Origin of the sequence: Pseudomonas sp. A1230 (genome assembly GCF_044218825.1) — a bacterium.
In the GTDB taxonomy this organism is placed as follows: Bacteria; Pseudomonadota; Gammaproteobacteria; order Pseudomonadales; family Pseudomonadaceae; genus Aquipseudomonas; species Aquipseudomonas iridis.
Genome location: NZ_CP162582.1, coordinates 2,324,615 through 2,350,612 on the forward strand (window position 1 = coordinate 2,324,615; position 25,998 = coordinate 2,350,612).

Genomic DNA, 25,998 nt, shown 5'->3' on the forward strand with positions numbered 1-25,998 from the left:
CGTCGTTCAGGGGACCTGTGGGAGCCTGCTGGCGATAGAGTCAGCGCAGACAGTCAGATTTACGCAGTTTCACGCACCAACAACACCCGCGTCACCCGCCGCTCCTCGACCGCTTTGACCGTCATCTGCCACCCGGCATATTCCAGGCGATCGCCCTTCATCGGCAACCGATCAAGCAAACTCATTACCAGCCCGGCCATGGTCTGATAATCCTCGGTGGGTTCGGCGCCGAACCCGGTGCGCTGACGCACACGCGTCAGGTTCAATGCGCCGCTGACAACGAACCCGCCCTGCTCCTCGACCACGTCCGGGCCTTCGATTTCGCTGGCATCGGGCAACTCACCGGCAATCGATTCGAGAATGTCGGTCATGGTCAGCACGCCGACAAAATCGCCGAACTCATTGACCACGAATGCAATGTGGGTCGATGCCGCGCGCATCTGTTCCAGTGCGTTGAGGATCGAATAGCTGTCGAGCAGATTGATCGTCTTGCGCGCCAGGTGTTCCAGATTCGGCTCGGTACCCGCCAGGTATTCCTTGAGCAATTCCTTCTTGTGCACGAAGCCCAGCGGTTCATCCACGGCGCCATCACGGATGAGCGGCAGGCGCGAGTAGGACGAGTGCATCAACTTGGTACGAATCGCCTCGGCATCGTCTGCCAGGTCGATACTGTCGACGTCGGCCCGCACGGTCATCAGTTGGCGGATCGGTCGCTCGGCCAGTTGCAGCACACCGCTGATCATCACTCGCTCGCGACGGTCGAACAGCTCGGCGCTTGGCGCATCACCGTTGTCCAGCAAATCGGAAATCTCCTCGCCGACTTCCTCCGCCGCCAGTGTGCGACCGCCCAGCAGACGCATGACTGCGTGGGCGGTGCGCTCACGAATCGGGCGCAGGCCCTGCATCGAGCGTTTGCGTCGAGCGCGGGCAATCTGGTTGAACACTTCGATCAGGATCGAGAAACCGATGGCCGCGTACAAGTAGCCTTTCGGGATGTGGAAGCCCAAGCCTTCAGCGGTCAGGGCAAAACCGATCATCATCAAGAAGCCCAGACACAGCATGATTACCGTCGGGTGCGCGTTGACGAAGCGCGTCAGCGGCTTGCTCGCAACGATCATCAGGCCAATGGAGATGATCACTGCGATCATCATCACCGCCAGCTCATCGACCATGCCCACTGCAGTAATCACCGCGTCGAGGGAGAACACGGCGTCGAGCACGACGATCTGCGCAACGATCGGCCAGAACAGTGCGTACGCCGTGTTGCTCGTGCGCTCGCCGACATGACCTTCGAGCCGTTCGTGCAACTCCATGGTGGCTTTGAACAACAGGAACACACCGCCAAACAGCATGATCAGGTCTCGACCGGAGAAGCTCTTGTCGAACACCTCGAACAGCGGCTGCGTGAGGGTGACCAGCCAGGAAATACTCGCCAACAGGCCCAGGCGCATGATCAGTGCCAGCGACAGACCGATGATCCGCGCACGGTCACGCTGGTGCGGCGGCAGTTTGTCCGCAAGAATTGCGATGAACACCAGGTTGTCGATACCCAGCACCAGTTCCAGCACGATCAATGTCAACAAGCCTAACCAGGCCGTGGGATCCGCTAACCATTCCATAAAACGTCTCGATCTCTATTCAGTAAATTCAGGCTGCCGGGCACGGCAAAGCGCAACGCGAAGGCTCTGGGGCCGCGTTATCAACGATAGTCGTGTATCGGAAAACCGGATGTTGCGAGTGCGTCAAGACCGCGCCATGGCGCGAGGGGAACGTTCTTCGTATCTGAAGACTGGGAGGCTCCGAGCGGGTGTTCATGTAAATCCTGAATGAAAAAAGGCCTTGAAGCGTACAGCCTGAAGTGACTTTTCCTACAGCTCGAAATCATTTCAAAATCTGTAACAGCGCCCAAATCCCCCTGTAGGGGCTGCCGCAGGCTCGGGCCGCGATCGGACGATCTTTTGATTTTTAAAAACAAGATCAAAAGATCGCAGCCTGCGGCAGCTCCTACAGGTTTGAATCCGTGAATTCGGAGCGACCTGCTGGCGAAGAGGACTTCAGGCCGGAATAAGATCATCAATATGCCGGTAATCCGCATCCAGCGCCCCGGCCAGATCTTTCGCCCGCCCCAACCGGATGGGCCCACGCTCGATGTCGATCAACAGCCCCGGGCATTCCAGCGCCGGCAAACCTGTCCACGCTTTCAAACGTCCATCCGTGACCACCAGCAAACGCTGTTGCTCGGCCGGAAAGCGCTTGCGCCGGACCGTCAGCCATTGCTGCGCCTGCGATAATGCCGCGACTAACGGCGTGCCGCCGCCCGCACCCAAGCCATCAAGCCAGGTGCGCAAATCGCGGGATGCTTTCAAACCCTGCACCTGCCACTTCGGTGTTGCACCACTGGCGGTCAGCAATGCCAACCGCGCACGTTGTCGATAGGCGTCATCGAACAGCTGCGCGAGCAGGCCTTTGGCATCGCTCAATGCCTGATGACGGCGCGTCGACGCCGAGGCATCGACGATCACCAGCCACAACTCATGGGGCGTGCGCGTGCGCAGTTGGAACAGCAGGTCTTCACGACGTTGCGGACGCCCCTTGAGCAGCGTTCCCGGCCAGTTCACTGAACCACTGCGAGCCGCGTGACGTTTGCCCTGGCGTCCGTTGTCGAGCCGACCGGCACGAGGTCTGGCATTCGCCCCCACGTCGGATCGGGGGCGAATGCCTAGGGCTTTTTTGGCCAGCTCGGGATTTCGCGGCGGCTGCCCGTGGCAAGTGCCGAGGCCGGCATGTCGCCCCACTGGCCCTGCCCTTCGCTCGGGTTGGTTGCAGCGTTTTCCGGGGATTGCGCCGGTTGTTGAGGGCTTGAGGATGGCTGTTCACGACGACGATGACGCAAGGCAAATTCGGCCACTGCGTCGATGTCCTCTTCGCCAATCGCCTCAGCTGCGCGCCATGCCGCGTGCGCACGCGCCGCACGCAGCCACACCAGATCGGCGCGCAAGCCATCGACACCGGCGGCAAAACAGCGCTCGGTGATTTGCGCCAGTGCAGCATCATCCAGAGGAATGCCGGCCAACGCGCTACGAGCGTTTTCACAGCGCTCGCGCAAACCTTGTTGGGCGGTTTCCCACTGCGTGCAGAACGCTTGCGGGTCGCTGTCGAAGTCGAGGCGTCGACGAATGATCTGCCCGCGCTCGGCCGGCGCTGTGTGGCCACTGAGCGCGACGTTCAGGCCAAAGCGATCGAGCAACTGTGGGCGCAACTCGCCCTCTTCCGGGTTCATCGTGCCGATCAGGACGAATTTCGCCGAGTGGCGATGGGAGATGCCATCACGCTCGACCACGTTGGTACCGCTGGCCGCGACGTCGAGCAGCAGATCCACCAAGTGATCGGGCAGCAGATTGACTTCATCGACGTAGAGCACGCCGCCGTCAGCCTTGGCCAGCACGCCGGGGGAAAACTGCGCGCGACCCTCGCTGAGGGCGGCGTCGAGATCGAGGGTGCCGACCAGACGTTCTTCGGTGGCTCCCAGCGGCAAAGTGACGAACTGACCGCTGGCGAGCAGGTCCGCCAAGCCCCGGGCCAGGGTCGACTTTGCCATGCCGCGTGGGCCTTCGATCAGCACGCCACCGATTTTCGGGTCGATGGCGGTGAGGCACAGGGCGAGTTTGAGGTCATCGGCGCCGACCACGGCGGAGAGTGGGAAATGGGGGGTGTCGGTCATCTTTGGGGTTTCTCTTTCGTGGTCGTTGGTGTTCTTGAGGTTTGTGGGGTGTCAGGTGAATGCACCTCTCCCTCCGGGCGGTCCGACGTTTCGGGAGGGCTGGGGTGAGGGTTGCTTTTGATCGCGCTAAACATCCTCTTCTATATCCAGCAACAAACTCTCCAGCGCCTCTTTATACGCCCCCGGATCCTGCCACATCCCGCGTTGCTGCGCTTCCAGCATGCGTTCGGTCATGTCCCGCAGTGCATGTGGATTATGCTCGCGGACAAAATCGCGAGTGGCCGGATCAAGCAGATAAGCGTCAGCCAGCAATGCGTATTGATGATCATCGATCAACTGCGTGGTGGCATCGAATGCAAACAGGTTGTCGACCGTTGCCGCCAGTTCAAACGCACCTTTGTAGCCGTGACGTTTGACCCCGTCGATCCATTTCGGATTGGCCGCACGCGAGCGGATGACCCGATTCAACTCTTCTTTCAAAGTGCGGATCTTCGGCAAGTCCGGCTGGCTATGATCGCCGTGATAACTGGCCGCGGCTTCACCGCGCAGGGTTTCCACGGCTGCGAGCATGCCGCCCTGGAACTGGTAATAGTCGTTGGAATCAAGCAAGTCGTGCTCGCGGTTGTCCTGATTCTGCAGCACCGCTTGCACCTGACTCAGGCGCTGGACGAATTGTTCCCGGGCAGCGGTGCCTTCATCGGCACCGCCATAGGCGTAAGCGCCCCAGTTCAAGTAAACCTCGGCCAGATCCTCGCGGGTCTGCCATAGACGACCGTCGATGGCGCCTTGCACACCGGCGCCATAAGCACCGGGTTTGGCACCAAAGATTCGCCAACCGGCCTGGCGTCGTGCGGCCTCTTCATCCAGACCCGTTTGCAGCAAGGCCTCGCGTTCGGCACGCACTTTGGCGGCCAGAGGGTTCAGATCGTCGGGTTCGTCCAGCGCTGCCACCGCTTGCACGGCGGCGTCGAACAAACGGATCAGGTTGGCAAACGCATCGCGGAAGAATCCGGAGACCCGCAGCGTCACATCGACCCGCGGTCGGTCCAGTAGGCTCAGCGGCAGAATCTCGAAATCGTCGACTCGCTGGCTGCCCGTGGCCCACACCGGGCGCACGCCCATCAGCGCCATGGCCTGGGCAATGTCATCACCGCCAGTGCGCATCGTCGCCGTGCCCCATACCGACAGGCCAAGTTGGCGCAGATGGTCGCCGTGGTCCTGCAAGTGTCGCTCAAGAATCAGCGTGGCCGACTGGAACCCGATGCGCCACGCGGTGGTGGTCGGCAGGTTGCGCACGTCCACCGAGTAAAAGTTGCGCCCTGTAGGCAGTACGTCGAGACGGCCGCGACTCGGCGCACCGCTCGGACCAGCCGGGACGAAACGGCCGCTGAGGGCATCGAGCAGGCCGCGCATTTCTGCCGGACCGCAGGCGTCGAGGCGCGGGGCGACGACTTCGCGCAGGCCCTGAATGATCAGATGCACATCAGACCACCCCGGCCCCTGTGGCAGCGAGCCGGTTCGCGAGAGCGTTGGGTCAGTTAATTTCATGACACCTGACACGGCTCCTAAGCGAGCAGGCTCGCTCCAACAGGTACGGTGCAGGGTTTCAGAGATCAGTTCGGCGGCGAACAGTTCGAGGCGTTCGCGGGTGTCGCCGGCGGTGCGCCAGACTTCATCGGTCACGGTTTGCAGTTCGATGGGACGCGGACCAACCCACGGCTCAGCCAGCGCACAATCCAGCGGATCAAAACCCAGTTCAAACGCCTTGGCCAGCGCCCGCAACAGGCTCGACTGCGCCCCTTTGCCATCGCCGCGCGGAATGCGCAGCAACGCCAACAAGGTATCGATACGCAAACGCCCGGAGGGTGATTCGCCAAAAATGTGCAAGCCATCGCGGATCTGCGATTCCTTCAGATCACACAGATACGTGTCCAGACGCGGCAGCCAGATCGCGGCATCGGCATCGCTGTCCATCGCGGCATCCAGTTGCAGTTCGCGGTCGATCTGCGTATCGCGCACCAGTTGCAAAATATCGCGCTGCAATTCGCGGGCGCGGCGTGGATCGAGCAGCTGCGCTTCGTAATATTCGTCGGCCAACAGTTCCAGATTACGCAGCGGGCCATAGGTTTCGGCGCGGGTCAGCGGCGGCATCAGGTGATCGATGATCACCGCTTGCGTGCGCCGTTTGGCCTGGGCGCCCTCGCCCGGATCGTTGACTATAAACGGATAGATATTCGGCAACGGCCCAAGCAGCGCATCCGGCCAACAGTGTTCCGAGAGGCCGACGCCCTTGCCCGGCAGCCATTCAAGGTTGCCGTGTTTGCCAACGTGGATCACGCCGTGGGCGCCATAGGTGTTGCGCAGCCAGAAATAAAACGCCAGATAACCGTGCGGCGGCACCAGATCCGGGTCGTGGTACACCGCGCTCGGATCGACCTGATAACCGCGCGCCGGTTGGATGCCGACGAACGTCAGGCCAAAGCGCAACCCGGCGATCATCAAGCGCCCGTCGCGGCACATCGGATCGTTTTGTGGCGGGCCCCAGCGCTCGATCACTGCCGCGCGATTGGCCTCGGGCAGTGCGTTGAACATCGTCAGGTAATCGTCCATCGCCAGACTTTGCTGGCACGGGCGTAAATCGATGGTGTCGAGATCATTGCTGACGCCACCGAGCAATTGCTGGATCAGCGCGGTGCCACTGTCCGGCAACTCGGCCGCTACCGGATAACCCTCGGCCTGCAACGCCCGCAAGATATTCAGCGCTGCCGCCGGTGTGTCGAGGCCGACGCCGTTGCCGATGCGCCCGTCGCGAGTCGGGTAGTTGGCGAGAATCAGCGCAATGCGTTTCTCGGCATTCGGCACCCGCGCCAACGCGATCCAGCGTCGTGCCAGTTCTGCGACAAAATCCATGCGCTCGGGTTGCGCCCGATAGCAGACCACGTCGGACTGACTGCGCTCGCTGCGCCAGGCCAGATCCTTGAAGCTGATCGGGCGGCTGATGATGCGTCCGTCGAGTTCCGGCAAGGCGATGTGCATCGCCAGGTCCCGAGGGCCGAGGCCCTGCTCGCTCTCGCGCCAACCGGGTTCGTTGTCCTGAGCGCAGATCGCCTGAATCACCGGGATGTTGCGGCGAAACGGCCGCAAGTGCGGCGCCTCGGGACTGGACTGAGCAAAACCGGTGGTGTTGAGAATCACCCCCGCCTCGACTTCATCCAGCCAGTCCTCGACCACCGACAGACAGCCGGGTTCTTTCAGACTCGCCACCGCAATCGGCAAAGGGTTCAGCCCTGCCGCTTGCAAGCGCTGGCAGAAAACATCGATGAACGCGGTGTTCGCCGCCTGCAAGTGCGAGCGGTAAAACAGCACCGCCGCGACCGGTTGATCGGGCCGCCAATCGGCCTGCCAGTCACTCAGTGCGGCGCTGATTTTTTGTGGATGATAAATCGCCGTGCGTGGCAGGGATTGTGGTTCGCCCCACGGGTAATCGCGGGCGAGCCAACGGCTGGCCAGGCAATGAAAGAAATCCACTGCGTTGCCCATGCCGCCCTGTCGCAGAAACTGCCAGAGCCGGTCACGATCCTCGGCGTTGACGGTGCTCAGGTCACTGAGCTCCGGATCGGGACGATCATCACCCGGCACCAGAATCACGTGCACGCCGCGCTCTGACAACTCGATCAAACGCTCGACGCCGTAACGCCAATAGGCGATACCGCCGTGCAGCGAGATCAGAATGACTTTGGCGTGACGCAGCACCTCATCGACATAGAGGTCGACCGAAGCGTGATTCTGCACCTGCATGGGATTGGCCAGGCGCAGGCTCGGATAATCCTCGGGCAATTGCTGCGCAGCTTCGGCGAGCAGCGCCAGGCTGGAATCGCCGCTGCACAGGATCACCAACTCGGCGGGGGTTTGCCCCAGGTCGGCGATGTTGTCATCCGAGACGAAACCGCCGGGCTGGGTCCTGAGCAGGTGCATGGGTTAAACGCTGAGCGCAGCGCGCAGTTGCGCTTCGAGTTGCGCGGCGTCGAGTTCCTGACCGATCAACACCAGACGCGTGACGCGCGCTTCATCGTCGCCCCACTGACGGTCGAAATGCTTGTCGAAACGCGTGCCCACGCCTTGAATCAGCAAGCGCATCGGCTTGTTCGGGATCGCCGCAAAGCCCTTCACACGCAGGATGCCGTGCTTGACCACCAGTTGCGTCAGCGCGTCGAGCAACAGGCTTTCGTCGGCTTGCGGCAGTTCGATGGAGATCGAATCGAAGGCGTCGTGATCGTGGTCATCGTGGTCGTCATCACCGTCGTGGTGATGATCGTGATGGCTGTGACGGCTGTCGATGTGTTCTTCGGAACCGGCGCCGAGGCCGATCAGTACGTCCAGCGGCACGCGACCACTGCTGGCTTCGATGATCTTCACCGCTGGCGGCAGCTCTTCAGCGACTTCCAGGCGTACGCGCGCCAGGTCTTCAGGGCTGATCAAATCGGATTTGTTGAGGATGACGAGGTCGGCGCTGGCCAGTTGGTCGGCGAACAATTCGTGCAGCGGCGATTCGTGATCCAGGTTCGGGTCGAGTTTGCGCTGGGCATCGACTTGATCCGGGAACGCGGCGAAGGTGCCAGCGGCCACGGCCGGGCTGTCGACCACGGTGATCACCGCATCAACCGTGCAGGCGCTGCGGATTTCCGGCCACTGGAAGGCTTGCACCAACGGTTTTGGCAGGGCCAGGCCAGAGGTTTCGATGAGGATATGGTCGAGGTCACCGCGACGGGCAACCAGCTCGCGCATTACCGGAAAGAACTCTTCCTGAACGGTGCAGCACAGGCAGCCGTTGGCCAGTTCATAGACGCGGCCGGTGGCTTCTTCTTCGGTGCAACCGATGGTGCATTGCTTGAGGATTTCACCGTCGATGCCCAACTCGCCAAACTCGTTGACGATCACCGCAATACGGCGGCCCTGCGCGTTGTCGAGCATGTGCCGCAGCAGCGTGGTTTTGCCCGAGCCGAGGAAGCCGGTGACGATGGTGACAGGGAGTTTGGCCAGTGTTTTCATCGGTATGCCCTTTGGCAAAGTGGCGGGCATACGGGACGAGAACCGGCACCGCGCGTGCGTGCCTGGAGAGTTCGCCACCGGATCACCCCGCCCGGTTGAATTGAGAATCTGTGACGAGGCAGGTCTCCTGGCTGACGTTGTTCAGGCGCTGGGCCTGGCATTCGCTGCGCCTTCCCGCGGGCTCTGTGGTTTGAGCTTGCAGTGGCGTGGCAGCGAATATCACCGTTCACAGTTGCGGGGGCAGCCGCGGCATTGACCGCGTTCCCTTCTTAGCTTCGGCAATGCCGAAGAACCTCGAAGGCGCAAGGCTACGCATGGTGCAGTGGTGGGTCAATGTTTGGATACGGGGCATATCCGTTGCTGTGGGTGCTGCCGCTGGCGGTTTCGCTCTTACAGCGAGTCCCTTTTTCAAACGCCAAAAAGGAACCAAAAGGCTTTGCCCCCGGCGTACGGCACTTCGCTGAGGCTCAGTGTTCCCTCGCTACGGCGTCCATCCGGGGGCATCGCCTACGGTTTGCTACGCTGCACCTCCTCTCGATGAATGCGGCTTCGCCGCACGGCGCTGCGCGCCTAACCCCCGGATGAACACCTTCGCTCGGCCTGCCGAAGGGGGCTAAGAGCAAGAGCAACATCAAAAGCTAGATCAAAAGCCAAACCAGATCAAAAGCCCCTCACCCTAACCCTCTCCCGGAGGGAGAGGGGACTGACCGGGGTGCTTGGGCGAACTACGCCGACGTGCGATACCTAGTCGAACTCAGGCTTTGAAAAGCACACAAATCGGCTCCCTCGCCCTCGGGAGAGGGCTGGGCGGGCGGCGTTCCGATGAGGGGCAAATCCACCACAAATCCAAAGCCAACCGCACGCTCTTCCCCCACTCAACACAATGAGCGTTAGCTCGAGTGCAGCTTTTGATCTTGATCCGCGGGCGACGTCGGGAGGCTGAGTGGAGGGATTCATCCGGGGAGGACATCGAAAGGAGGTGCAGCGAAGCAAACCGGAATCGATGCCCCGGATGGATTCCGGAGCGAAGGAACCCCGAGCTTTAGCGAGCGGGCCGGACGTTGGAGCAAGCCTTTTTGGTTACTTTTTTCTGGGCCGGCATTCCGGGCGTCTGGAAAAAGTGACCCGCCGTAAGGGCGGAACCATAAGAAGCCACACCCGCAGCAACGGATAAGCCCCCAAAGCAAATTGACTAAAAACCCCACACCATGCTCTCCTACACAACTTGTTACGGGTGCCCTTCACAGGGTGAAACGGGAAACCGGTGAATCATGTGCTTTACTCAGAGCCATGTCAGTCCGGTGCTGCCCCCGCAACGGTAAGCGAGCGAAGCGTCAGATCCACTGTGCCATTGCGGCATGGGAAGGTGACGCTTGCAGGTCGGCCTGACGCCAACCCCTCGTGAGCCCGGAGACCGGCCCGCAACACACAGCGCGCACCTGCGTCGCTGAACATAACAAACCCGCGGTGGGCGGGCGCTGTTTGAACCTCTGCGTGCCCGCGCCGCAGGGGTTTTCATGCGCTCTATTCACCTGCTGACATTCCAGAGGGAAGCGCCATGTCAATCATCACCAGCACCGGCAGCAACACGGACAAAATCTCCAGCACCGCCACCCTGAGCCAGCGCCTGACCGCCGCCATTTTCGCGTCGATCCTGGGTGCAGGCCTCGTCTATTTCGCGGGTTTCTCGCACATCGAAGCCGTGCACAACGCGGCTCACGATACCCGCCACAGCGCCGCGTTCCCGTGCCACTGAGACCTGCCGACATGATCAAGCGAATTGCTCAAACCGCTGGTTTCACCGGTCTGCTGGCCGCCTTGCTGCTTACGCTGCTGCAAAGTTTCTGGGTGTCGCCGCTGATTCTTCAAGCCGAAACCTATGAAAAATCCGAACCTGTTGCCGCCGTTCACGAACACGCCGCCGGCACTGCCGCGCACACCCATGATGCCGAAGCCTGGGAGCCGGAAGACGGCTGGCAGCGGGTGGTCTCGACCACGGGTGGCAATCTGGTGGTGGCCGTGGGTTTTGCCCTGATGCTGGCCGGCCTCTACACCCTGCGCGCGCCGACCAAAACTTCGCAAGGTCTGCTGTGGGGTCTGGCCGGTTACGCGACGTTCGTCCTCGCACCGACCCTGGGCTTGCCGCCTGAACTGCCGGGCACTGCCGCGGCGGATCTGGCTTCGCGGCAGTTGTGGTGGATCAGCACCGCCGCTTCAACCGCTGCCGGTTTGGCGTTGATTGCGTTCAGCCGTCATTGGCTGATGAAAATCCTCGGTGTGGCCATCCTCGCTGTACCGCACGTGATCGGCGCACCGCAACCGGAAGTGCATTCGATGCTCGCTCCAGAAGCACTGGAAGCGCAGTTCAAAATCGCCTCGCAATTGACCAACGTAGCGTTTTGGCTGGCCTTGGGCCTGATCAGCGCCTGGTTGTTCCGCCGCAAGAACGACGGTCAATACCACGCATGACGACTGACAGCGCAGCGCCGACTTTCGTGGTCGGTCTGGGCTGCCAGCGCGGCTGCCCTGCGAGCACGCTGCGCGCGTTACTCGATCAAGCCTTGCAAGCCAATCACATCGAACTGCATGCAGTGAAAGCCTTGGCCAGCATCGACTTGAAGCGCGATGAACCCGGCCTGCAGGAACTCGCGAATCAACTGGCCCTGCCGCTGCTGTACTTCAGCAGTGAGGAATTGGCCAGTTATGAACCGCAACTCAGCCACCATTCGCAGATTGCCTTCGAACGCACCGGTTGTTATGGCGTAGCGGAAAGCGCCGCACTGGCGCTCGCCGAACAGCTGATTCAGGCACCGGCAAAGCTACTGATTTCCCGACAAAAATACGCACAGGCAACGCTGGCATTGGCCGGCGCCGCGTAAATTCCCGATAATCCCCGCCATCAATCATGAGCAATCTTCATCTGAAGCGTTGCCGCGCCTATTTCCCAAGGATTCAACGATGACCGTTTACTTCATCGGCGCCGGCCCAGGCGACCCGGAATTGATCACCGTCAAAGGCCAGCGGCTTATTCGCAATTGCCCCGTGATCATCTACGCAGGCTCGCTGGTACCGGCGGCGGTGCTCGACGGTCATCAGGCACAGACACTGGTCAATAGCGCTGAATTGCATCTGGAGCAGATCATCGATCTGATCAAAACCGCCCATGCCCAAGGTCAGGATGTGGCGCGGGTGCACTCCGGAGATCCGAGTCTCTATGGCGCGATTGGCGAGCAGATCCGCTATCTGCGTGAACTGAATATCCCGTTTGAAATCATCCCCGGAGTGACAGCGACCGCGGCATGCGCGGCGTTGCTGGGCGCAGAACTCACGCTGCCTGACGTGTCGCAAAGCGTGATCCTGACCCGCTATGCCGACAAGACGGCAATGCCCGCCGGCGAAGAGTTGGGCAGTCTGGCGCAGCATGGCGCGACGATGGCGATTCATCTGGGGGTCAATCATCTGGAAAAGATCCTGACTGAACTGCTGCCGCATTACGGCGCCGACTGCCCGATCGCGGTGATTCACCGAGCGACCTGGCCGGATCAGGACTGGGTGGTGGGGACGCTGGCGGATATCGCCGAGAAGGTTGCCGCCAAAGGCTTTCGCCGCACAGCGTTGATTCTGGTAGGGCGGGTGCTGGGGAGTGAGGTGTTCAGCGAGTCATCGCTGTATCGCGCCGGGCATGCGCATCTGTATCGCCCATGACGGCCCCTTCGCGAGCAGGCTCGCTCTCACAGGGTTGGTGAACGACATGGCTCCAATGTGGGAGCGAGCCTGCTCGCGAAGGCGTCCTGGAATTTCATACAAAAAAAACGGCACTCACGGGTGCCGTTTTTTTATGCTCGCAGTGAACGCCTGACTTAGTAGTAGGCGTTTTCTTTCTGCGTATGGTCAGTCACGTCGCGAACGCCTTTGAGCTCCGGAATACGCTCAAGCAAGGTGCGCTCGATGCCTTCCTTCAGGGTCACGTCTGCCTGGCCGCAGCCTTGGCAACCACCACCGAACTGCAAAACAGCGATGCCGTCTTCAACCACATCAATCAGGCTGACCTGACCGCCGTGGCTGGCCAGCCCCGGGTTGATTTCGGTTTGCAGGTAATAGTTGATGCGCTCGTTGACCGGGCTTTCGGCGTTGACCATCGGTACTTTGGCGTTTGGCGCCTTGATGGTCAGTTGGCCGCCCATGCGGTCGGTGGCGTAATCGACAACGGCGTCATCGAGAAACGCTTCGCTGAACGAATCGATATAAGCGGTGAAGCTTTTCAGCCCCAGCGCGGTATCTTCAGGTTTTTCTTCGCCCGGCTTGCAGTAGGCAATGCAGGTTTCGGCGTATTGGGTGCCAGGCTGGGTGATGAAGACGCGGATGCCGATGCCCGGGGTGTTCTGCTTGGAAAGCAGATCGGCCAGGTAATCGTGGGCGGCGTCAGTAATGGTAATAGCGGTCATGGAAACTCCTCGCAGGCTTGTGGCGGAGTTTACGCCAATCGTTGCGCCGGACAAAGTCCTAGTATTTTTGTCGGGAATGATTCTCGACGGAACGGTCATCTATTTGCGCCTTGAGCCAACGATAGCTGCGTTTTTCCACCCATTCGTAGCTCAGCCACGAGCCCGCACCAATTGCCAGCACACATACGATAAACATCAGATACGGGTTGATGGCATATCGTTGAGCGATAAATCCACCTGCAGACAGCACCAGCACGTGCATCAAATACACCGAATATGAACAATCCCCGAGAAGTTTGAGCACTTTGCTACGCTCGACATAGCGCTCCAGCGCGATGCACGCCATGACCAGCACCGCGCTCGGCACGCCCCAGTTCAGTAGTCTCGGTCCCGGAGCCAGATGATAAATCGCTGCTAATGCACCAACGATGCCCAACAGCGGCAGCCATAACCCCGCCCCGATCAGCCCTCGGCGGTAGAGCACGCCGATGCCGATCCCCAGCAAAAATTCATAGACGATGTCTGCCCGGTAAAACTCGTTGAGCAAGCCGAACGCCTGGCAAACGGCAAACAACAGCGTCGCGACCACCAGCAGGCGCACCTGCCAGCGGAACACCAGCGCGCAGGCAAACAGCACGTAGAACAGCATTTCGTAATTGAGTGTCCAGCCGACATTTAGCGTCGGGTAGATGCCGTAACCACCAGGGTTTTGCGTCGGGATAAACAGTGACGATGACAGTAGATGACGCCATTCCAGCGTCTGATCGGGCAACACCGGATGGGCGAACACCACCAGCAGCGCCATCAACAGCGTATACAGCCAGTCCGCCGGGACGATGCGAAACAGCCGATACAGGAGGAATTTTCCGGGTCGCAGATCCTTGTCTTCGGTGGACAGGAAAATTACCAGACCGCTGATGACAAAGAAGATGTCGACCCCCACCGCGCCCTTGTCGATGAACAACTGGCCAATCGGCCCGCGCGCCTGGAAGCCGAAAAAAATCTGCATGAAGTGATGGCAGACCACCGTCCACGCGGCAAGCGCCCGCAAGGCCTGCACTGAAATCAACATCGATCACTCCTGTCCACCCCCTCAAACCACCGCAAAACCCTTGTGGAGTGGACTAGCTCGCGATAACGAAAGGTCAGGCACCAGAAATACTGGGGCCGGGGCAATCGCGAGCAGGCTCAGTTCCACAGGGGGTTTTGCGATGCTGCTTGAAAACTCGGACAGCAGGCATTGCTCAAATGATCAAAGATTCTCGTAGCGGTTCATGTCCAGTACGCCCTCTTCCACCGGTTCGGTTTCGTGGATGTACTGACTCAAATCGTGGAAATAGAACCAGAATTGCGGGTGACTGCGACGAATACCCCAGCGTTCGACGATTTTTTCGAAACGGTTGGCATCCTTGGCATTCTCCATCGCATCGACGAATGCCGGCACCTGATCAGCGGGAATGTTGAAGATGAAGTTCGGATAACTGCTGAGTACACCCGGATAGATGGTCAGCGTATCCAGCCCCGGCTGATAGCGCAGGGACTCACCCAGCAGAAACGCCACGTTACTGTGCGCGCGGTTGCGCAACAGGCTGTAAGCCTCGCGTTTACCGCTGGCCGTTTCGACACGCAGCATGGTCGCTTCCGGCAATTGATCGATGACCTTCAAACCGGCCGCCGGGCGTGAAGTCAGACGGCTCAGCGCCTGCTCGGCATTTTGCAATGCCGGATCGATATTCGGCCGCGAGCAATAAGCGCCGGCGCAACGATTGATCGGGTCTGGCCGCGCATTGAGATCGCCGTAGCGCGCGAGCAACTGCATGGCGAAGTCGTGTTTCGGGTCCTTCTCATCGAGTTTCAGCGCGGTCGGCTTGTCGTCGTCGATGGCTTCGTAATCGAGCCACATCTTGAACTGGCCACCGCTCTGGTACCAATCGTTGAGGTAGTCCTCACGGGAATCGGCCGGCATCAGACGCAGGAAGTTTTGCTCGGCACCGTTGCGGATCAGGTCGAAATACAGGCGGGTTTGCGCCTGATGCGAGACATTGCCGAAGACATCGAAGTTGACCGCCAACTGGTAATAGGTGCGCTCCAGCAGCGGGTAGTCGAACAGCCACATCGTTTGCGGGACTTCACCAATCAGGCCTTTGGTCACCGAGGCACTGTCGAAGTGGCGGAAGATGCTCAGCAACGCGTTGTCGTTGCCCGCCCACAGGGTCGACCAGCTCGGCGCCGGCAAGTCGGCGTAACTGTCACGGCGCAAGGCCTCGTATTCATTACGCTTGTCGCGGTAGTTGCGCCACAGGCTCAACACGCTGCCGACATCGTCGTTCTGCCCGGGCATGGCCAGCAACGGCGTGGCCTGACCGCGATAGTTGGGATCGGTGATGTACAGGTCATGTTCCGGCGCCTGGAACAGTGCCCAGAAGTTGTCGCGAATCACGTCCGTCGCGATCTGCCCCCGACACACCGGGCCGCGAATAAACGTGCGGACGAAGTATTCAGCGTTGTCGAGCATGAACTGATAGCGCGCCTGCGCCGGAATCGCCTCGAACGTGACAAACGGATTGGCCCGGCTCTGCGGACCGTAACCCGGCAGCGCGTTGACCTGCCAGTCGCCGCTATAGAACAGGCTTTTTACCCGCGCCATCTTCGCCGCGCTCAGCGGATAGGTGATGTGGGTCTTGTGTACGATCACACCCTGTATCGGCCACAAGCGGTAATACACCCGTGTGCCCGGATCGTCATTGGGACGGCGAGTGGTGATCAGGTCGATCGGCTGACCGGGCGGCGTACGTGAGCGTACCCACTGAAAAAAGTGTCCTGGCTCGCCGCCCTGGAAGTAGATGTGTGCCAGATACAAGTGCTCGAACAACCAGCGCCCGACCAGACTTTCCCGTGCACCGGGCTGGTTGAGCAGATTCTCCCACTGCGCAATCTGCATCGCTTCCTGGGCACTCGGCGCCAGGCCTTGTTCGTCGATTGGCGCACCGGAGGCCAGCCAGCGCTGCAAGGTCTGGTATTGCTGATCGGTCAGGCCAGTGACGGCCAGCGGCATGCCTTCTTTCGGGTGAGCGCCTGCATAGCCGTCAAATTCCGCGGGCATCGCGCACATGTTCGGGCGGTTGAGACCCAGGACTATGTTTTCCGGCAGTTTGGCGTTGGGCTCAAGCGGGGTCTTGTGCCCCAGCTCCAGCATGCGCGCCATCAGCGCAGCCTGACTGCCCTGGGCGTCGAGCACCGAGTAAAAGCCTTTCTGCTGCCAGGCGCGTTGGCCGAAAGCGTCGTAGAACAATCGCGTGGTCGGCGCCGCCTGACTGCGCTCGCCGTCGTAGACCGGCATCTTGCTCGCGCCACGCCCGGCGCCCTCGCCACTGCCCAGATTGAGCTGGCAGGCAGAGTCGTAGCACGCATGGCAGGCCACGCACTTCTCGGTGAAGATCGGCTGAATGTCGCGGCTGTATGAAATCGAGGATGAGATCGAAGGATCTTGCGCAGCGGCGCCCCAGCTTATGAACAGCAAGAAAATGCTGATGACGCGGTATGACATGCCCGGAATCCTGATCCTGAAGAAAAACGCTGCGATTCTACAGTTCTGACGCTCGTACCAACATGAGCGATATTCATGCAAAACCTGCACATGCTCCAAAACCGCACAGGTTTGTTATGATCCCGCTCCTTCGTAATGGTCTTTCCGAGTAGTCCAAATGTCCGATCGCAGCGTCCGCCTTCAAGCTCTCAAGCAAGCTCTCAAAGAGCGCATCCTGATACTCGACGGCGGCATGGGCACGATGATCCAGAGCTACAAGCTCGAAGAACAGGATTATCGCGGCAAACGCTTCGCGGACTGGCCGAGTGACGTCAAGGGCAACAACGACCTCTTGGTACTCACCCGTCCTGACGTGATCGGCGGCATCGAAAAAGCCTATCTGGATGCTGGCGCCGACATTCTGGAAACCAACACCTTCAACGCCACACGCATTTCCATGGCCGACTACGGCATGGAAGAGCTGGCCTACGAGCTAAACGTAGAAGGCGCACGCCTGGCGCGCAAGGTTGCCGATGCCAAGACCGCAGAAAACCCCGACAAGCCACGCTTCGTCGCCGGCGTGCTCGGTCCTACGAGTCGCACCTGCTCGCTCTCGCCTGACGTCAACAACCCCGGCTACCGCAACGTCACCTTCGATGAGCTGGTGGAGAACTACACCGAAGCCACCAAAGGCCTGATCGAGGGCGGCGCCGACCTGATCCTGATCGAAACCATCTTCGACACCCTCAACGCCAAAGCGGCGATCTTCGCCGTGCAAGGCGTGTTCGAAGAGCTGCACATCGAACTGCCGATCATGATCTCCGGCACCATCACCGATGCGTCCGGCCGCACCTTGTCGGGCCAGACCACCGAAGCGTTCTGGAACTCCGTGGCCCACGCCAAGCCGATTTCGGTCGGCCTGAACTGCGCACTCGGCGCCAGTGAATTGCGTCCGTACCTGGAAGAGCTGTCGAACAAGGCCAGCACCCACGTTTCCGCGCACCCGAACGCCGGCCTGCCGAACGAGTTCGGCGAGTACGACGAACTGCCGATCGAAACCGCCAAAGTCATCGAAGAGTTCGCCCAGAGCGGCTTCCTTAACATCGTCGGCGGCTGCTGCGGCACCACGCCCGGCCACATTGAAGCCATCGCCAAAGCCGTGGCCGGTTACGCACCGCGCCAGATTCCGGACATCCCCAAGGCTTGCCGCCTGTCTGGTCTTGAGCCGTTCACCATTGATCGCAGCTCGCTGTTCGTCAACGTTGGCGAGCGTACCAACATCACCGGCTCGGCCAAGTTCGCCCGTCTGATTCGTGAAGACAACTACACCGAAGCGCTCGAAGTCGCCCTGCAACAGGTCGAAGCCGGCGCCCAGGTGATCGACATCAACATGGACGAAGGGATGCTCGATTCGAAGAAGGCGATGGTCACCTTCCTCAATCTGATCGCCGGTGAACCGGACATCTCCCGCGTACCGATCATGATCGACTCCTCGAAATGGGAAGTGATCGAAGCCGGCCTGAAGTGCATTCAAGGCAAGGGCATCGTCAACTCGATCAGCATGAAAGAAGGCGTCGAGCAGTTCATCCACCACGCCAAACTGTGCAAGCGCTACGGCGCGGCGGTAGTGGTTATGGCGTTTGATGAAGCCGGTCAGGCCGACACCGAAGCGCGCAAAAAAGAAATCTGCAAACGCTCCTACGACATCTTGGTCAACGAAGTCGGCTTCCCGCCGGAAGACATCATCTTCGACCCGAACATCTTCGCCGTGGCCACCGGCATCGAAGAACACAACAACTACGCTGTCGACTTCATCAATGCCTGCGCCTACATCCGCGACGAACTGCCATATGCGCTGACCTCCGGCGGCGTGTCCAACGTGTCGTTCTCGTTCCGTGGCAACAACCCGGTGCGTGAGGCGATTCACTCGGTATTCCTGCTGTACGCGATCCGCAACGGCCTGACCATGGGCATCGTCAACGCCGGTCAGCTGGAAATTTACGACCAGATCCCTGTCGAGCTGCGCGATGCTGTCGAAGACGTGGTGCTCAACCGCACGCCGAACGGCACCGACGCCCTCCTCGCGATCGCCGACAAGTACAAGGGCGACGGCAGCGTCAAGGAAGCCGAGACCGAAGAATGGCGCGGCTGGCCGGTCAACAAGCGTCTGGAACACGCGCTGGTCAAAGGCATCACCACGCACATTGTTGAAGACACCGAAGAGTCGCGCCTGTCGTTCGCCCGCCCGATCGAGGTGATCGAAGGCCCACTGATGTCCGGCATGAACATCGTTGGCGACCTGTTCGGTGCCGGCAAAATGTTCCTGCCGCAGGTGGTGAAATCCGCCCGCGTGATGAAACAGGCCGTGGCCCACCTGATCCCGTTCATCGAACTGGAAAAAGGCGACAAACCGGAAGCCAAGGGCAAGATCCTCATGGCCACGGTCAAAGGCGATGTGCACGACATCGGCAAGAACATCGTCGGCGTGGTGCTCGGTTGCAACGGTTATGACATCGTCGACCTCGGCGTGATGGTGCCGGCGGAGAAGATCCTCCAGGTCGCCAAAGAACAGAAGTGCGACATCATCGGCCTGTCCGGCCTGATTACGCCGTCGCTGGATGAAATGGTCCACGTGGCACGTGAGATGCAGCGTCAGGACTTCCACTTGCCGTTGATGATTGGTGGCGCAACCACCTCCAAAGCCCACACGGCGGTGAAGATCGAGCCCAAATACAGCAACGACGCGGTGGTCTACGTGACCGACGCCTCCCGCGCCGTCGGCGTGGCGACGCAGTTGCTGTCCAAAGAACTGAAGGCCGGTTTCGTCGAAAGAACCCGCGCCGAATACGTTGAAGTGCGTGAGCGCACGGCCAACCGCAGCGCCCGTACCGAGCGTTTGAGCTATGCCGCCGCCATCGCCAAGAAGCCGCAATTTGACTGGAGCACCTACGCCCCCGTCAAACCGACCTTTACCGGTGCCCGCGTTCTGGACAACATCGACCTCAAGGTGCTGGCCGAGTACATCGACTGGACGCCGTTCTTCATCTCCTGGGACCTGGCCGGCAAATTCCCGCGCATCCTCGAAGACGAAGTGGTCGGTGAAGCCGCCACTGCGCTTTACAAGGACGCGCAGGAGATGCTCGCCAAGCTGATCGACGAGAAACTGATCAGCGCCCGCGCGGTATTCGGCTTCTGGCCGGCCAATCAGGTGCATGACGACGACATCGAACTGTACGGCGATGACGGCAAACCACTGGCCAGGCTGCACCACTTGCGCCAGCAGATCATCAAGACCGACGGCAAGCCGAACTTCTCGCTGGCCGACTTCGTCGCGCCGAAAGACAGCGAAGTCACTGACTACGTCGGTGGCTTCATCACCACTGCCGGCATCGGTGCCGAAGAAGTGGCCAAGGCTTATCAGGATGCTGGCGACGATTACAACTCGATCATGGTCAAGGCCCTCGCCGACCGTTTGGCCGAGGCTTGCGCAGAATGGTTGCACCAGCAGGTGCGTAAAGAACACTGGGGTTATGCCAAGGACGAAGTGCTCGACAACGACGCACTGATCAAAGAGCAATATTCGGGCATCCGTCCTGCTCCGGGCTACCCGGCCTGCCCGGATCACACCGAGAAAGCCGCGTTGTTTGCGTTGCTCGATCCTGAAGCAGAAGAAATGCGTGCCGGTCGCAGCGGTGTTTTTCTCACCGAACACTACGCCATGTTCCCGGCTGCGGCGGTCAGCGGCTGGTACTTCGCTCACCCGCAGGCGCAGTACTTTGCTGTCGGCAAGATCGACAAGGATCAGGTGCAGAGCTACACCTCGCGTAAAGCTCAGGAGCTCAGCGTGACCGAACGCTGGCTGGCGCCGAATCTGGGTTACGACAACTGATCCAGTTTCAGCGCATTACCGTGTGGGAGCGGGCTTGCCAGCTCCCACAGGGATTGTGATTGAACTGACCTCTTCAGGGGTTTTGCGGTGTTCTTCAGTGGGTTGGCTATGCTTGTCTGACACACACGGCAGACGAGGGATTTATGGACGATCCAGTCGACAACAAACCGCCGAGCTTCTGGCAGATGCTGCACAGCGTGATGGCGGCGGCGTTCGGGGTGCAGAGTGGCAAAAACCGGGCAAGGGACTTCACACATGGCAAGCCCAGCCATTTCGTGCTGCTGGGCATTCTGTTCACGGCGGTATTTGCTTTGACGCTGTTTGCCATCGTCAAACTGGTGCTGCATTTCGCCGGGGTTTGACGGGCTTCAGCGCATCAGGGTCTGCAGCGTAAACGGATAGCGGTAGGAAATCGGCCGTCCCTTGGCCGAGAGCTTGCGAAAATTCACGTTGTAGCCCGGCGAGTCGCCCATGGCGAGTAATTGCCGAGCCTGGGTTTTGTTGATCAGTTGCAATAATGGCAACTGGCGGTCGCGGCCGCCGTACTGCTCCAGATCAACGCCTTGCTCATAGTCATGCAATTCGACCAGCGCCCAGCCGCCAAGGGTAAAGTGCCCGCCGACCAACGCGCTCAGGCGCCCGTCAACCACCGCCTGCAATGCAGTGCGAGACGTGTTGACTGCACTGAACAACGCATCTTTGCCCGCAACCTTGCCGCTCTCGGCGTAGGCACGCATCGCTCCGAATGCCATTTCATCGTTGGCCGACCACACCAGTGACACCTGCGGATACCGGGCGAACAACTGTTTGGCCTGTTCATAGGCGCGCTGCTCCGTCCAGCCGCTGTAGACAAGTTGACGCAAACGCACTCGCGGATGCTCGGCCAGTGCGCGCTGCATGCCCTTCTCACGCAATTGCGCCGACGGAGTGATTTTCAGACCGGAGAAAGCCAGCACTTCAATCTGCTCACCCTTGCTCACGGGCGGGTGCAACCGTATCAACTCCTTCATCATCAGGTAGCCGCCCTCCTCATCGTTGGGCACCAGACTGCCGATCCGGTCGCTGCGTTTGCCCACCAGCGCCTGCTGATCAGGGGTCAGCGCCGCATTGACCATGAACAGCTTCACGCCACTGTTCTGCGCCAGGCGCAGGATCTGCGGTGCCACGTATTGCTCGTTGACGAACATCAGGTAATCAGGACGATTGGGGCCCAGCAATGCAAGACGTGCCTGAGCGAGAGTCAATTCAGGTTGACGCTGGGAATAGAGGATTTGCAGATCGACGCCCAGATCCCGGGCGGCTGCCTGCATGAATTGCGAGTAACTGACCCAGAACGTTTCGTCGGTGTAACCGGGATTCAGAAACAGCACGGACTCGGCTCGCACAGCATTCGCGAAAAATGCGCCGAACAGGGCAAGGCTGATGTAGAGAAACTTGAACATGAAGCATCCGGGCCCGAGGAAAAATGGCCGCGCATTATAGCCATTGAAACCCCGGCTATTGACGCCTGATCCCGCTTTTTGTCCGACAATCGTCGGAAGCGGGCCCGGACGGGTCGTTTACTGGTGGCTGACCCAGAACACCGCTGTTCCTACGACGAGAATGATCAGGAACAAAATGGCCCACGCATCTACGCTGCTATCGTTTTTTCTTGCCTTGGTCGGGTTGCTCATTGCATCGCCTCTTATCGGTTTTATCGGTGATTGCAGAAAGACTCGACCACAGTTAAGACGATGATTGTCCGCACGACAAATGTGGATTAGTTAATAACTGTTATCGTTAGGCGATTTGGTTCTTTACATATACTCAAACATCACTTTTGCGCATAACTGCAAACGGGTATATTGCCCCGGCTCCCTTAGGGAGCGCGCGGCCGTGCGCGCAGAATTGCAGAGGCAACATCGGACTCCAGCAAGCGAAAACGCAGCGTTTTCCGAGTAGCCCAAAGCCTGAGAACAGGACTTATATGTACGTATACGACGAGTACGATCAGCGGATCATCGAGGACCGCGTCAAGCAGTTCCGTGATCAGACCCGACGCTATCTGGCAGGTGAGCTGAGCGAAGAAGAATTCCGCCCGCTACGCCTGCAAAATGGCCTCTACATTCAGCGCTTCGCGCCGATGCTGCGCGTGGCGGTGCCTTACGGCCAACTGACTTCGCGTCAGATGCGCATGATGGCCAAGATTGCCCGTGACTACGACAAGGGCTACGCCCACATCAGTACCCGGCAGAACGTCCAGTTCAACTGGCCGGCGGTGGAAGACATCCCGGACATCCTCGCCGAACTGGCTACCGTGCAGATGCACGCGATCCAGACCAGCGGCAACTGCCTGCGCAACGTCACCACCGACCAGTTCGCCGGTGTCGCTGCCGACGAACTGATCGACCCGCGCCCATGGTGCGAGATCGTTCGTCAGTGGACGACCTTCCATCCGGAATTCGCCTACCTGCCGCGCAAATTCAAGATCGCCGTCAACGGTTCGACCGCTGACCGTGCGGCCATCGAAGTACACGACATCGGTCTTGAGCCGGTGCACAACGAAGCTGGCGAACTCGGTTTCCGCGTCCTGGTTGGCGGTGGCCTCGGTCGTACGCCAGTGGTGGGCGCGTTCATCAACGAGTTCCTGCCGTGGCAGGATCTGTTGAGCTACCTCGACGCCATCCTGCGGGTCTACAACCGCTATGGTCGTCGCGACAACAAGTACAAGGCGCGGATCAAGATCCTCGTCAAGGCGCTCACCCCAGAAGTGTTCGCGCAGAAAGTCGATGCGGAAATGGAACACCTGCGCGGTGGCCAGACCACGTTGACCGAAGCCGAACTGCAGCGCGTCGCCAGGCACTTCGTCGATCCGGACTACAAAGCGCTGGAAAACCAGACCGCGCAATTGGCCGATCTGGACAAAGAACACCCAGGCTTCGCCCGCTGGCGCACCCGCAATACCCTGGCGCACAAGAAGCCGGGTTATGTGGCCGTGACCCTGTCGCTGAAACCGACTGGCGTAGCGCCGGGCGACATCACCGACAAGCAGCTTGACGCCGTCGCCGATCTGGCCGACCGCTACAGCTTCGGTCAACTGCGCACCTCCCACGAGCAAAACATCATTCTGGCCGATGTCGAGCAAAGCCAACTGTTCGCCCTGTGGGGCGAATTGCGTGAAGGTGGTTTCGCCACGCCGAACATCGGCCTGCTGACCGACATCATCTGCTGCCCTGGCGGTGATTTCTGCTCGCTGGCCAACGCCAAGTCAATCCCGATTGCCGAATCGATCCAGCGCCGTTTCGATGACCTGGACTATCTGTTCGACATCGGTGAACTGGACCTGAACATCTCCGGTTGCATGAACGCTTGCGGTCACCACCACGTCGGCCACATCGGTATCCTGGGGGTGGACAAGAAAGGTCAGGAGTTCTATCAGGTCTCCCTCGGCGGCAGCGCCAGCCGTGATGCGAGCCTGGGCAAGATTCTCGGCCCGTCCTTCGCACAGGAAGTCATGCCTGACGTGATCTCGAAGCTGATTGACGTGTACGTGGAACAACGTACCGAAGACGAGCGCTTCATCGACACCTATCAGCGTATTGGCATCGACCTCTTCAAGGAACGCGTCTATGCAGCGAATCATTAAGAACAACGAAGTCGTCGACGAAACCTGGCACTTGCTGCCCAAGGATTTCAACATCGACGAGATCAGCAACTGCGACGATCTGATCGTTCCGCTGCAACTGTGGCGTGAACACAGCCGCATGCTCATGGCTCGCGACGGCGGTCTGGGCGTGTGGCTCGACGCAGACGAGGAAGCAGAGGAAATCGGTGAGGACGTTGATAAGTTCCAGGTGATCGCGCTGAACTTCCCGGCATTCACTGACGGGCGCAACTACTCCAACGCGCGCCTGTTGCGTGATCGCTATGGCTTCAAAGGCGAGCTGCGAGCGATTGGCGATGTGCTGCGCGATCAGCTGTTTTACATGCGCCGCTGCGGTTTCGACGCCTTTGCCGTGCGTGCAGATAAAGATCCGCACGAAGCGCTGGAAGGTCTCAAGGATTTCTCGGTGACCTATCAGGCCGCCACTGACGAACCGCTGCCGCTGTTCCGTCGCCGTTGAGTCTTCGCCACAAAAGCTGCGGACAAAAAAACGCCGGTCATTGACCGGCGTTTTTTTATGCCTGACTGACTTACCAGAAGCGCTGTTGGGTCAGACGGCTCCACCAGCTCAGCAGCACGCGATCTACCGAACCGCTGGCTGCCATGCCGATGCGTTCCTGCAGACTTTTGCGTTCGGCGTAATGCAGGTGGTAAACCTCAGCCTGCCTGGCCTTCTGCGAAAGGTATTCATCGCTGGTCTTGAGTTCGTCGACCAGTTGCTTGTCCAGTGCCGCGACGCCAAGCCAGACTTCGCCGGTCGCCACGTCATCGATGGCCAGTTGCGGACGGTAGCGGGCAACGAAGTTCTTGAACAGTTGATGGGTGATGTCCAGGTCTTCCTGAAACTTCTCGCGGCCTTTCTCGGTGTTCTCACCAAACACGGTCAGGGTGCGTTTGTACTCACCGGCTGTCAGCACTTCGAAGTCGATGTCGTGCTTCTTCAGCAGGCGGTTGACGTTGGGCAACTGCGCAACCACACCGATCGAGCCGAGAATGGCGAACGGCGCACTGATGATCTTCTCGCCGATGCACGCCATCATGTAGCCGCCGCTGGCCGCGACTTTGTCGATGCACACGGTCAAGGGCACGCCGGCTTCGCGGATACGCGCCAGTTGCGAAGACGCCAGACCGTAGCTGTGGACCATGCCGCCGCCGCTTTCCAGACGCAGGACAACTTCGTCTTTCGGCGTAGCGAGGGTCAGCAGCGCAGTGATTTCATGACGCAGGCTCTCGGTGGCCGAGGCTTTGATGTCGCCGTCGAAATCCAGCACGAACACCCGTGGTTTGGCCTCGGGTTTTTTCTTCTGCTTCTTCTCGCTCTTTTCGGACTTGGCCTCGCCCTTGCGCAAGGCCTTGAGCTGATCCTTGTCGAGCAGGGTCTGCTCCAGGCGCTCACGCAGGCCTTTATAGAAATCATTGAGCTTGCTGACCTGCAACTGCCCCGCCGACTTACGCCGGCCCTTGCTGCGCAACGCGGCAAAACTGGCGAGCACAACCAGAATGGCGATTACCAGGGTGACGGTCTTGGCCAGGAAACTGGCGTATTCGGTGAAAAACTCCACAGAGACTCCTCAAAACGAAGCGTGGATGTGATTTCCACGCGTAATGGCCCCAGCATACCCATGCGCCGGCTCGTCGGCCAGTCGTGAAACCTCTGGCAACACGCCTGTAACGGGCATTTCAAACAAGCGTATGTTTTTTCATTGACAGCTCCCCGGCATCCTC

The 25,998-nt window shown here is 59.9% G+C and carries 18 protein-coding genes and 2 riboswitches; of the genes, 8 read left to right on the forward strand and 10 right to left on the reverse strand.

Annotated features, from left to right (window positions below; all coding sequences use genetic code 11):
• Positions 1-59: 59 nt before the first annotated feature.
• The 5 genes from AB4P97_RS10990 to cobW form a co-directional block, all read right to left on the reverse strand.
• Entirely contained in the window at positions 60-1,619 is a 1,560-nt protein-coding gene (locus tag AB4P97_RS10990) for a TerC family protein (protein WP_042559399.1), read from the reverse strand.
• Positions 1,620-2,054: 435 nt separating this feature from the next.
• Positions 2,055-2,699, reverse strand: coding sequence for a VWA domain-containing protein (locus AB4P97_RS10995; protein WP_042559400.1), 645 nt, complete (start codon positions 2,697-2,699; stop codon positions 2,055-2,057).
• 20 nt (positions 2,700-2,719) lie between these two features.
• Positions 2,720-3,721 (reverse strand): ATP-binding protein, encoded by a 1,002-nt coding sequence (locus AB4P97_RS11000; protein ID WP_042559401.1) that lies wholly within the window; start codon positions 3,719-3,721, stop codon positions 2,720-2,722.
• 126 nt (positions 3,722-3,847) lie between these two features.
• The gene (cobN, locus tag AB4P97_RS11005; protein ID WP_042559402.1) at positions 3,848-7,696 is read right to left on the reverse strand and encodes a cobaltochelatase subunit CobN; all 3,849 of its coding nucleotides are present in this window, start codon (positions 7,694-7,696) and stop codon (positions 3,848-3,850) included.
• Positions 7,697-7,699: 3 nt separating this feature from the next.
• On the reverse strand, positions 7,700-8,770 hold the full coding sequence (cobW, locus tag AB4P97_RS11010) for a cobalamin biosynthesis protein CobW (protein WP_042559403.1): 1,071 nt from the start codon (positions 8,768-8,770) through the stop codon (positions 7,700-7,702).
• Positions 8,771-8,869: 99 nt separating this feature from the next.
• Positions 8,870-9,082, reverse strand: a riboswitch (cobalamin riboswitch).
• Positions 9,083-9,985: 903 nt separating this feature from the next.
• Positions 9,986-10,208: riboswitch (cobalamin riboswitch) on the forward strand.
• A gap of 120 nt (positions 10,209-10,328) precedes the next feature.
• On the opposite strand from cobW, the gene AB4P97_RS11015 reads away from it, so the two are divergent.
• From AB4P97_RS11015 to cobM, 4 genes are all read left to right on the forward strand, one after another.
• Positions 10,329-10,526: a CbtB domain-containing protein gene (locus AB4P97_RS11015; protein WP_042559406.1), complete on the forward strand. Its 198-nt coding sequence runs from the start codon at positions 10,329-10,331 to the stop codon at positions 10,524-10,526.
• Between the two features lie 11 nt (positions 10,527-10,537).
• Positions 10,538-11,239 (forward strand): CbtA family protein, encoded by a 702-nt coding sequence (locus tag AB4P97_RS11020; protein WP_042559407.1) that lies wholly within the window; start codon positions 10,538-10,540, stop codon positions 11,237-11,239.
• Positions 11,236-11,649, forward strand: a complete 414-nt coding sequence (locus AB4P97_RS11025) for a cobalamin biosynthesis protein (RefSeq protein WP_042559408.1) — start codon at positions 11,236-11,238, stop codon at positions 11,647-11,649. Before AB4P97_RS11020 ends, AB4P97_RS11025 begins: the two co-directional genes overlap by 4 nt.
• A 79-nt stretch (positions 11,650-11,728) precedes the next feature.
• Positions 11,729-12,475, forward strand: coding sequence for a precorrin-4 C(11)-methyltransferase (cobM, locus tag AB4P97_RS11030; protein WP_042559409.1), 747 nt, complete (start codon positions 11,729-11,731; stop codon positions 12,473-12,475).
• Between the two features lie 155 nt (positions 12,476-12,630).
• Here the strand turns inward: cobM and nfuA are convergent, their stop codons facing one another.
• From nfuA to AB4P97_RS11045, 3 genes are all read right to left on the reverse strand, one after another.
• Positions 12,631-13,215, reverse strand: a complete 585-nt coding sequence (gene nfuA / locus AB4P97_RS11035; protein ID WP_042559410.1) for a Fe-S biogenesis protein NfuA — start codon at positions 13,213-13,215, stop codon at positions 12,631-12,633.
• Between the two features lie 58 nt (positions 13,216-13,273).
• On the reverse strand, positions 13,274-14,287 hold the full coding sequence (locus AB4P97_RS11040) for an acyltransferase family protein (RefSeq protein WP_395602644.1): 1,014 nt from the start codon (positions 14,285-14,287) through the stop codon (positions 13,274-13,276).
• 180 nt (positions 14,288-14,467) lie between these two features.
• Positions 14,468-16,762 (reverse strand): fatty acid cis/trans isomerase, encoded by a 2,295-nt coding sequence (locus AB4P97_RS11045; protein ID WP_395602645.1) that lies wholly within the window; start codon positions 16,760-16,762, stop codon positions 14,468-14,470.
• 157 nt (positions 16,763-16,919) lie between these two features.
• Here AB4P97_RS11045 and metH point away from each other — a divergent pair, with 157 nt between their 5' ends.
• Positions 16,920-20,630 carry a methionine synthase gene (gene metH / locus AB4P97_RS11050; RefSeq protein ID WP_047301535.1) on the forward strand — a complete coding sequence of 1,237 codons (3,711 nt, stop codon included), beginning with the start codon at positions 16,920-16,922 and terminating at the stop codon, positions 20,628-20,630.
• A gap of 143 nt (positions 20,631-20,773) precedes the next feature.
• Complete coding sequence (locus AB4P97_RS11055) at positions 20,774-20,992, forward strand: DUF2970 domain-containing protein (protein ID WP_042559414.1); 219 nt, start codon at positions 20,774-20,776, stop codon at positions 20,990-20,992.
• A 6-nt stretch (positions 20,993-20,998) separates the two neighbouring features.
• Here the strand turns inward: AB4P97_RS11055 and AB4P97_RS11060 are convergent, their stop codons facing one another.
• Complete coding sequence (locus AB4P97_RS11060) at positions 20,999-22,072, reverse strand: ABC transporter substrate-binding protein (protein ID WP_115147012.1); 1,074 nt, start codon at positions 22,070-22,072, stop codon at positions 20,999-21,001.
• A 524-nt stretch (positions 22,073-22,596) separates the two neighbouring features.
• On the opposite strand from AB4P97_RS11060, the gene AB4P97_RS11065 reads away from it, so the two are divergent.
• Positions 22,597-24,255, forward strand: a complete 1,659-nt coding sequence (locus AB4P97_RS11065; protein ID WP_395602646.1) for a nitrite/sulfite reductase — start codon at positions 22,597-22,599, stop codon at positions 24,253-24,255.
• Positions 24,239-24,733 carry a DUF934 domain-containing protein gene (locus AB4P97_RS11070; RefSeq protein ID WP_042559417.1) on the forward strand — a complete coding sequence of 165 codons (495 nt, stop codon included), beginning with the start codon at positions 24,239-24,241 and terminating at the stop codon, positions 24,731-24,733. Before AB4P97_RS11065 ends, AB4P97_RS11070 begins: the two co-directional genes overlap by 17 nt.
• Positions 24,734-24,803: 70 nt before the next feature.
• Here the strand turns inward: AB4P97_RS11070 and sohB are convergent, their stop codons facing one another.
• Complete coding sequence (gene sohB, locus AB4P97_RS11075; protein WP_042559418.1) at positions 24,804-25,835, reverse strand: protease SohB; 1,032 nt, start codon at positions 25,833-25,835, stop codon at positions 24,804-24,806.
• Positions 25,836-25,998: the final 163 nt, after the last annotated feature.

Bases quoted from the DNA above. Each gene is read 5' to 3' on its own strand.
- cobN (WP_042559402.1), bottom strand. From the start codon at position 7,696: ATGCACCTGCTCAGGACCCAGCCCGGCGGTTTCGTCTCGGATGACAAC.
- AB4P97_RS11045 (WP_395602645.1), bottom strand. From the start codon at position 16,762: ATGTCATACCGCGTCATCAGCATTTTCTTGCTGTTCATAAGCTGGGGC.
- AB4P97_RS11020 (WP_042559407.1), top strand. From the start codon at position 10,538: ATGATCAAGCGAATTGCTCAAACCGCTGGTTTCACCGGTCTGCTGGCC.
- AB4P97_RS11025 (WP_042559408.1), top strand. From the start codon at position 11,236: ATGACGACTGACAGCGCAGCGCCGACTTTCGTGGTCGGTCTGGGCTGC.
- cobM (WP_042559409.1), top strand. From the start codon at position 11,729: ATGACCGTTTACTTCATCGGCGCCGGCCCAGGCGACCCGGAATTGATC.
- AB4P97_RS11040 (WP_395602644.1), bottom strand. From the start codon at position 14,287: ATGTTGATTTCAGTGCAGGCCTTGCGGGCGCTTGCCGCGTGGACGGTG.
- cobW (WP_042559403.1), bottom strand. From the start codon at position 8,770: ATGAAAACACTGGCCAAACTCCCTGTCACCATCGTCACCGGCTTCCTC.
- AB4P97_RS11065 (WP_395602646.1), top strand. From the start codon at position 22,597: ATGTACGTATACGACGAGTACGATCAGCGGATCATCGAGGACCGCGTC.
- AB4P97_RS11015 (WP_042559406.1), top strand. From the start codon at position 10,329: ATGTCAATCATCACCAGCACCGGCAGCAACACGGACAAAATCTCCAGC.
- AB4P97_RS11055 (WP_042559414.1), top strand. From the start codon at position 20,774: ATGGACGATCCAGTCGACAACAAACCGCCGAGCTTCTGGCAGATGCTG.
- AB4P97_RS11060 (WP_115147012.1), bottom strand. From the start codon at position 22,072: ATGTTCAAGTTTCTCTACATCAGCCTTGCCCTGTTCGGCGCATTTTTC.
- AB4P97_RS11070 (WP_042559417.1), top strand. From the start codon at position 24,239: ATGCAGCGAATCATTAAGAACAACGAAGTCGTCGACGAAACCTGGCAC.
- AB4P97_RS10990 (WP_042559399.1), bottom strand. From the start codon at position 1,619: ATGGAATGGTTAGCGGATCCCACGGCCTGGTTAGGCTTGTTGACATTG.
- nfuA (WP_042559410.1), bottom strand. From the start codon at position 13,215: ATGACCGCTATTACCATTACTGACGCCGCCCACGATTACCTGGCCGAT.
- AB4P97_RS11000 (WP_042559401.1), bottom strand. From the start codon at position 3,721: ATGACCGACACCCCCCATTTCCCACTCTCCGCCGTGGTCGGCGCCGAT.
- metH (WP_047301535.1), top strand. From the start codon at position 16,920: ATGTCCGATCGCAGCGTCCGCCTTCAAGCTCTCAAGCAAGCTCTCAAA.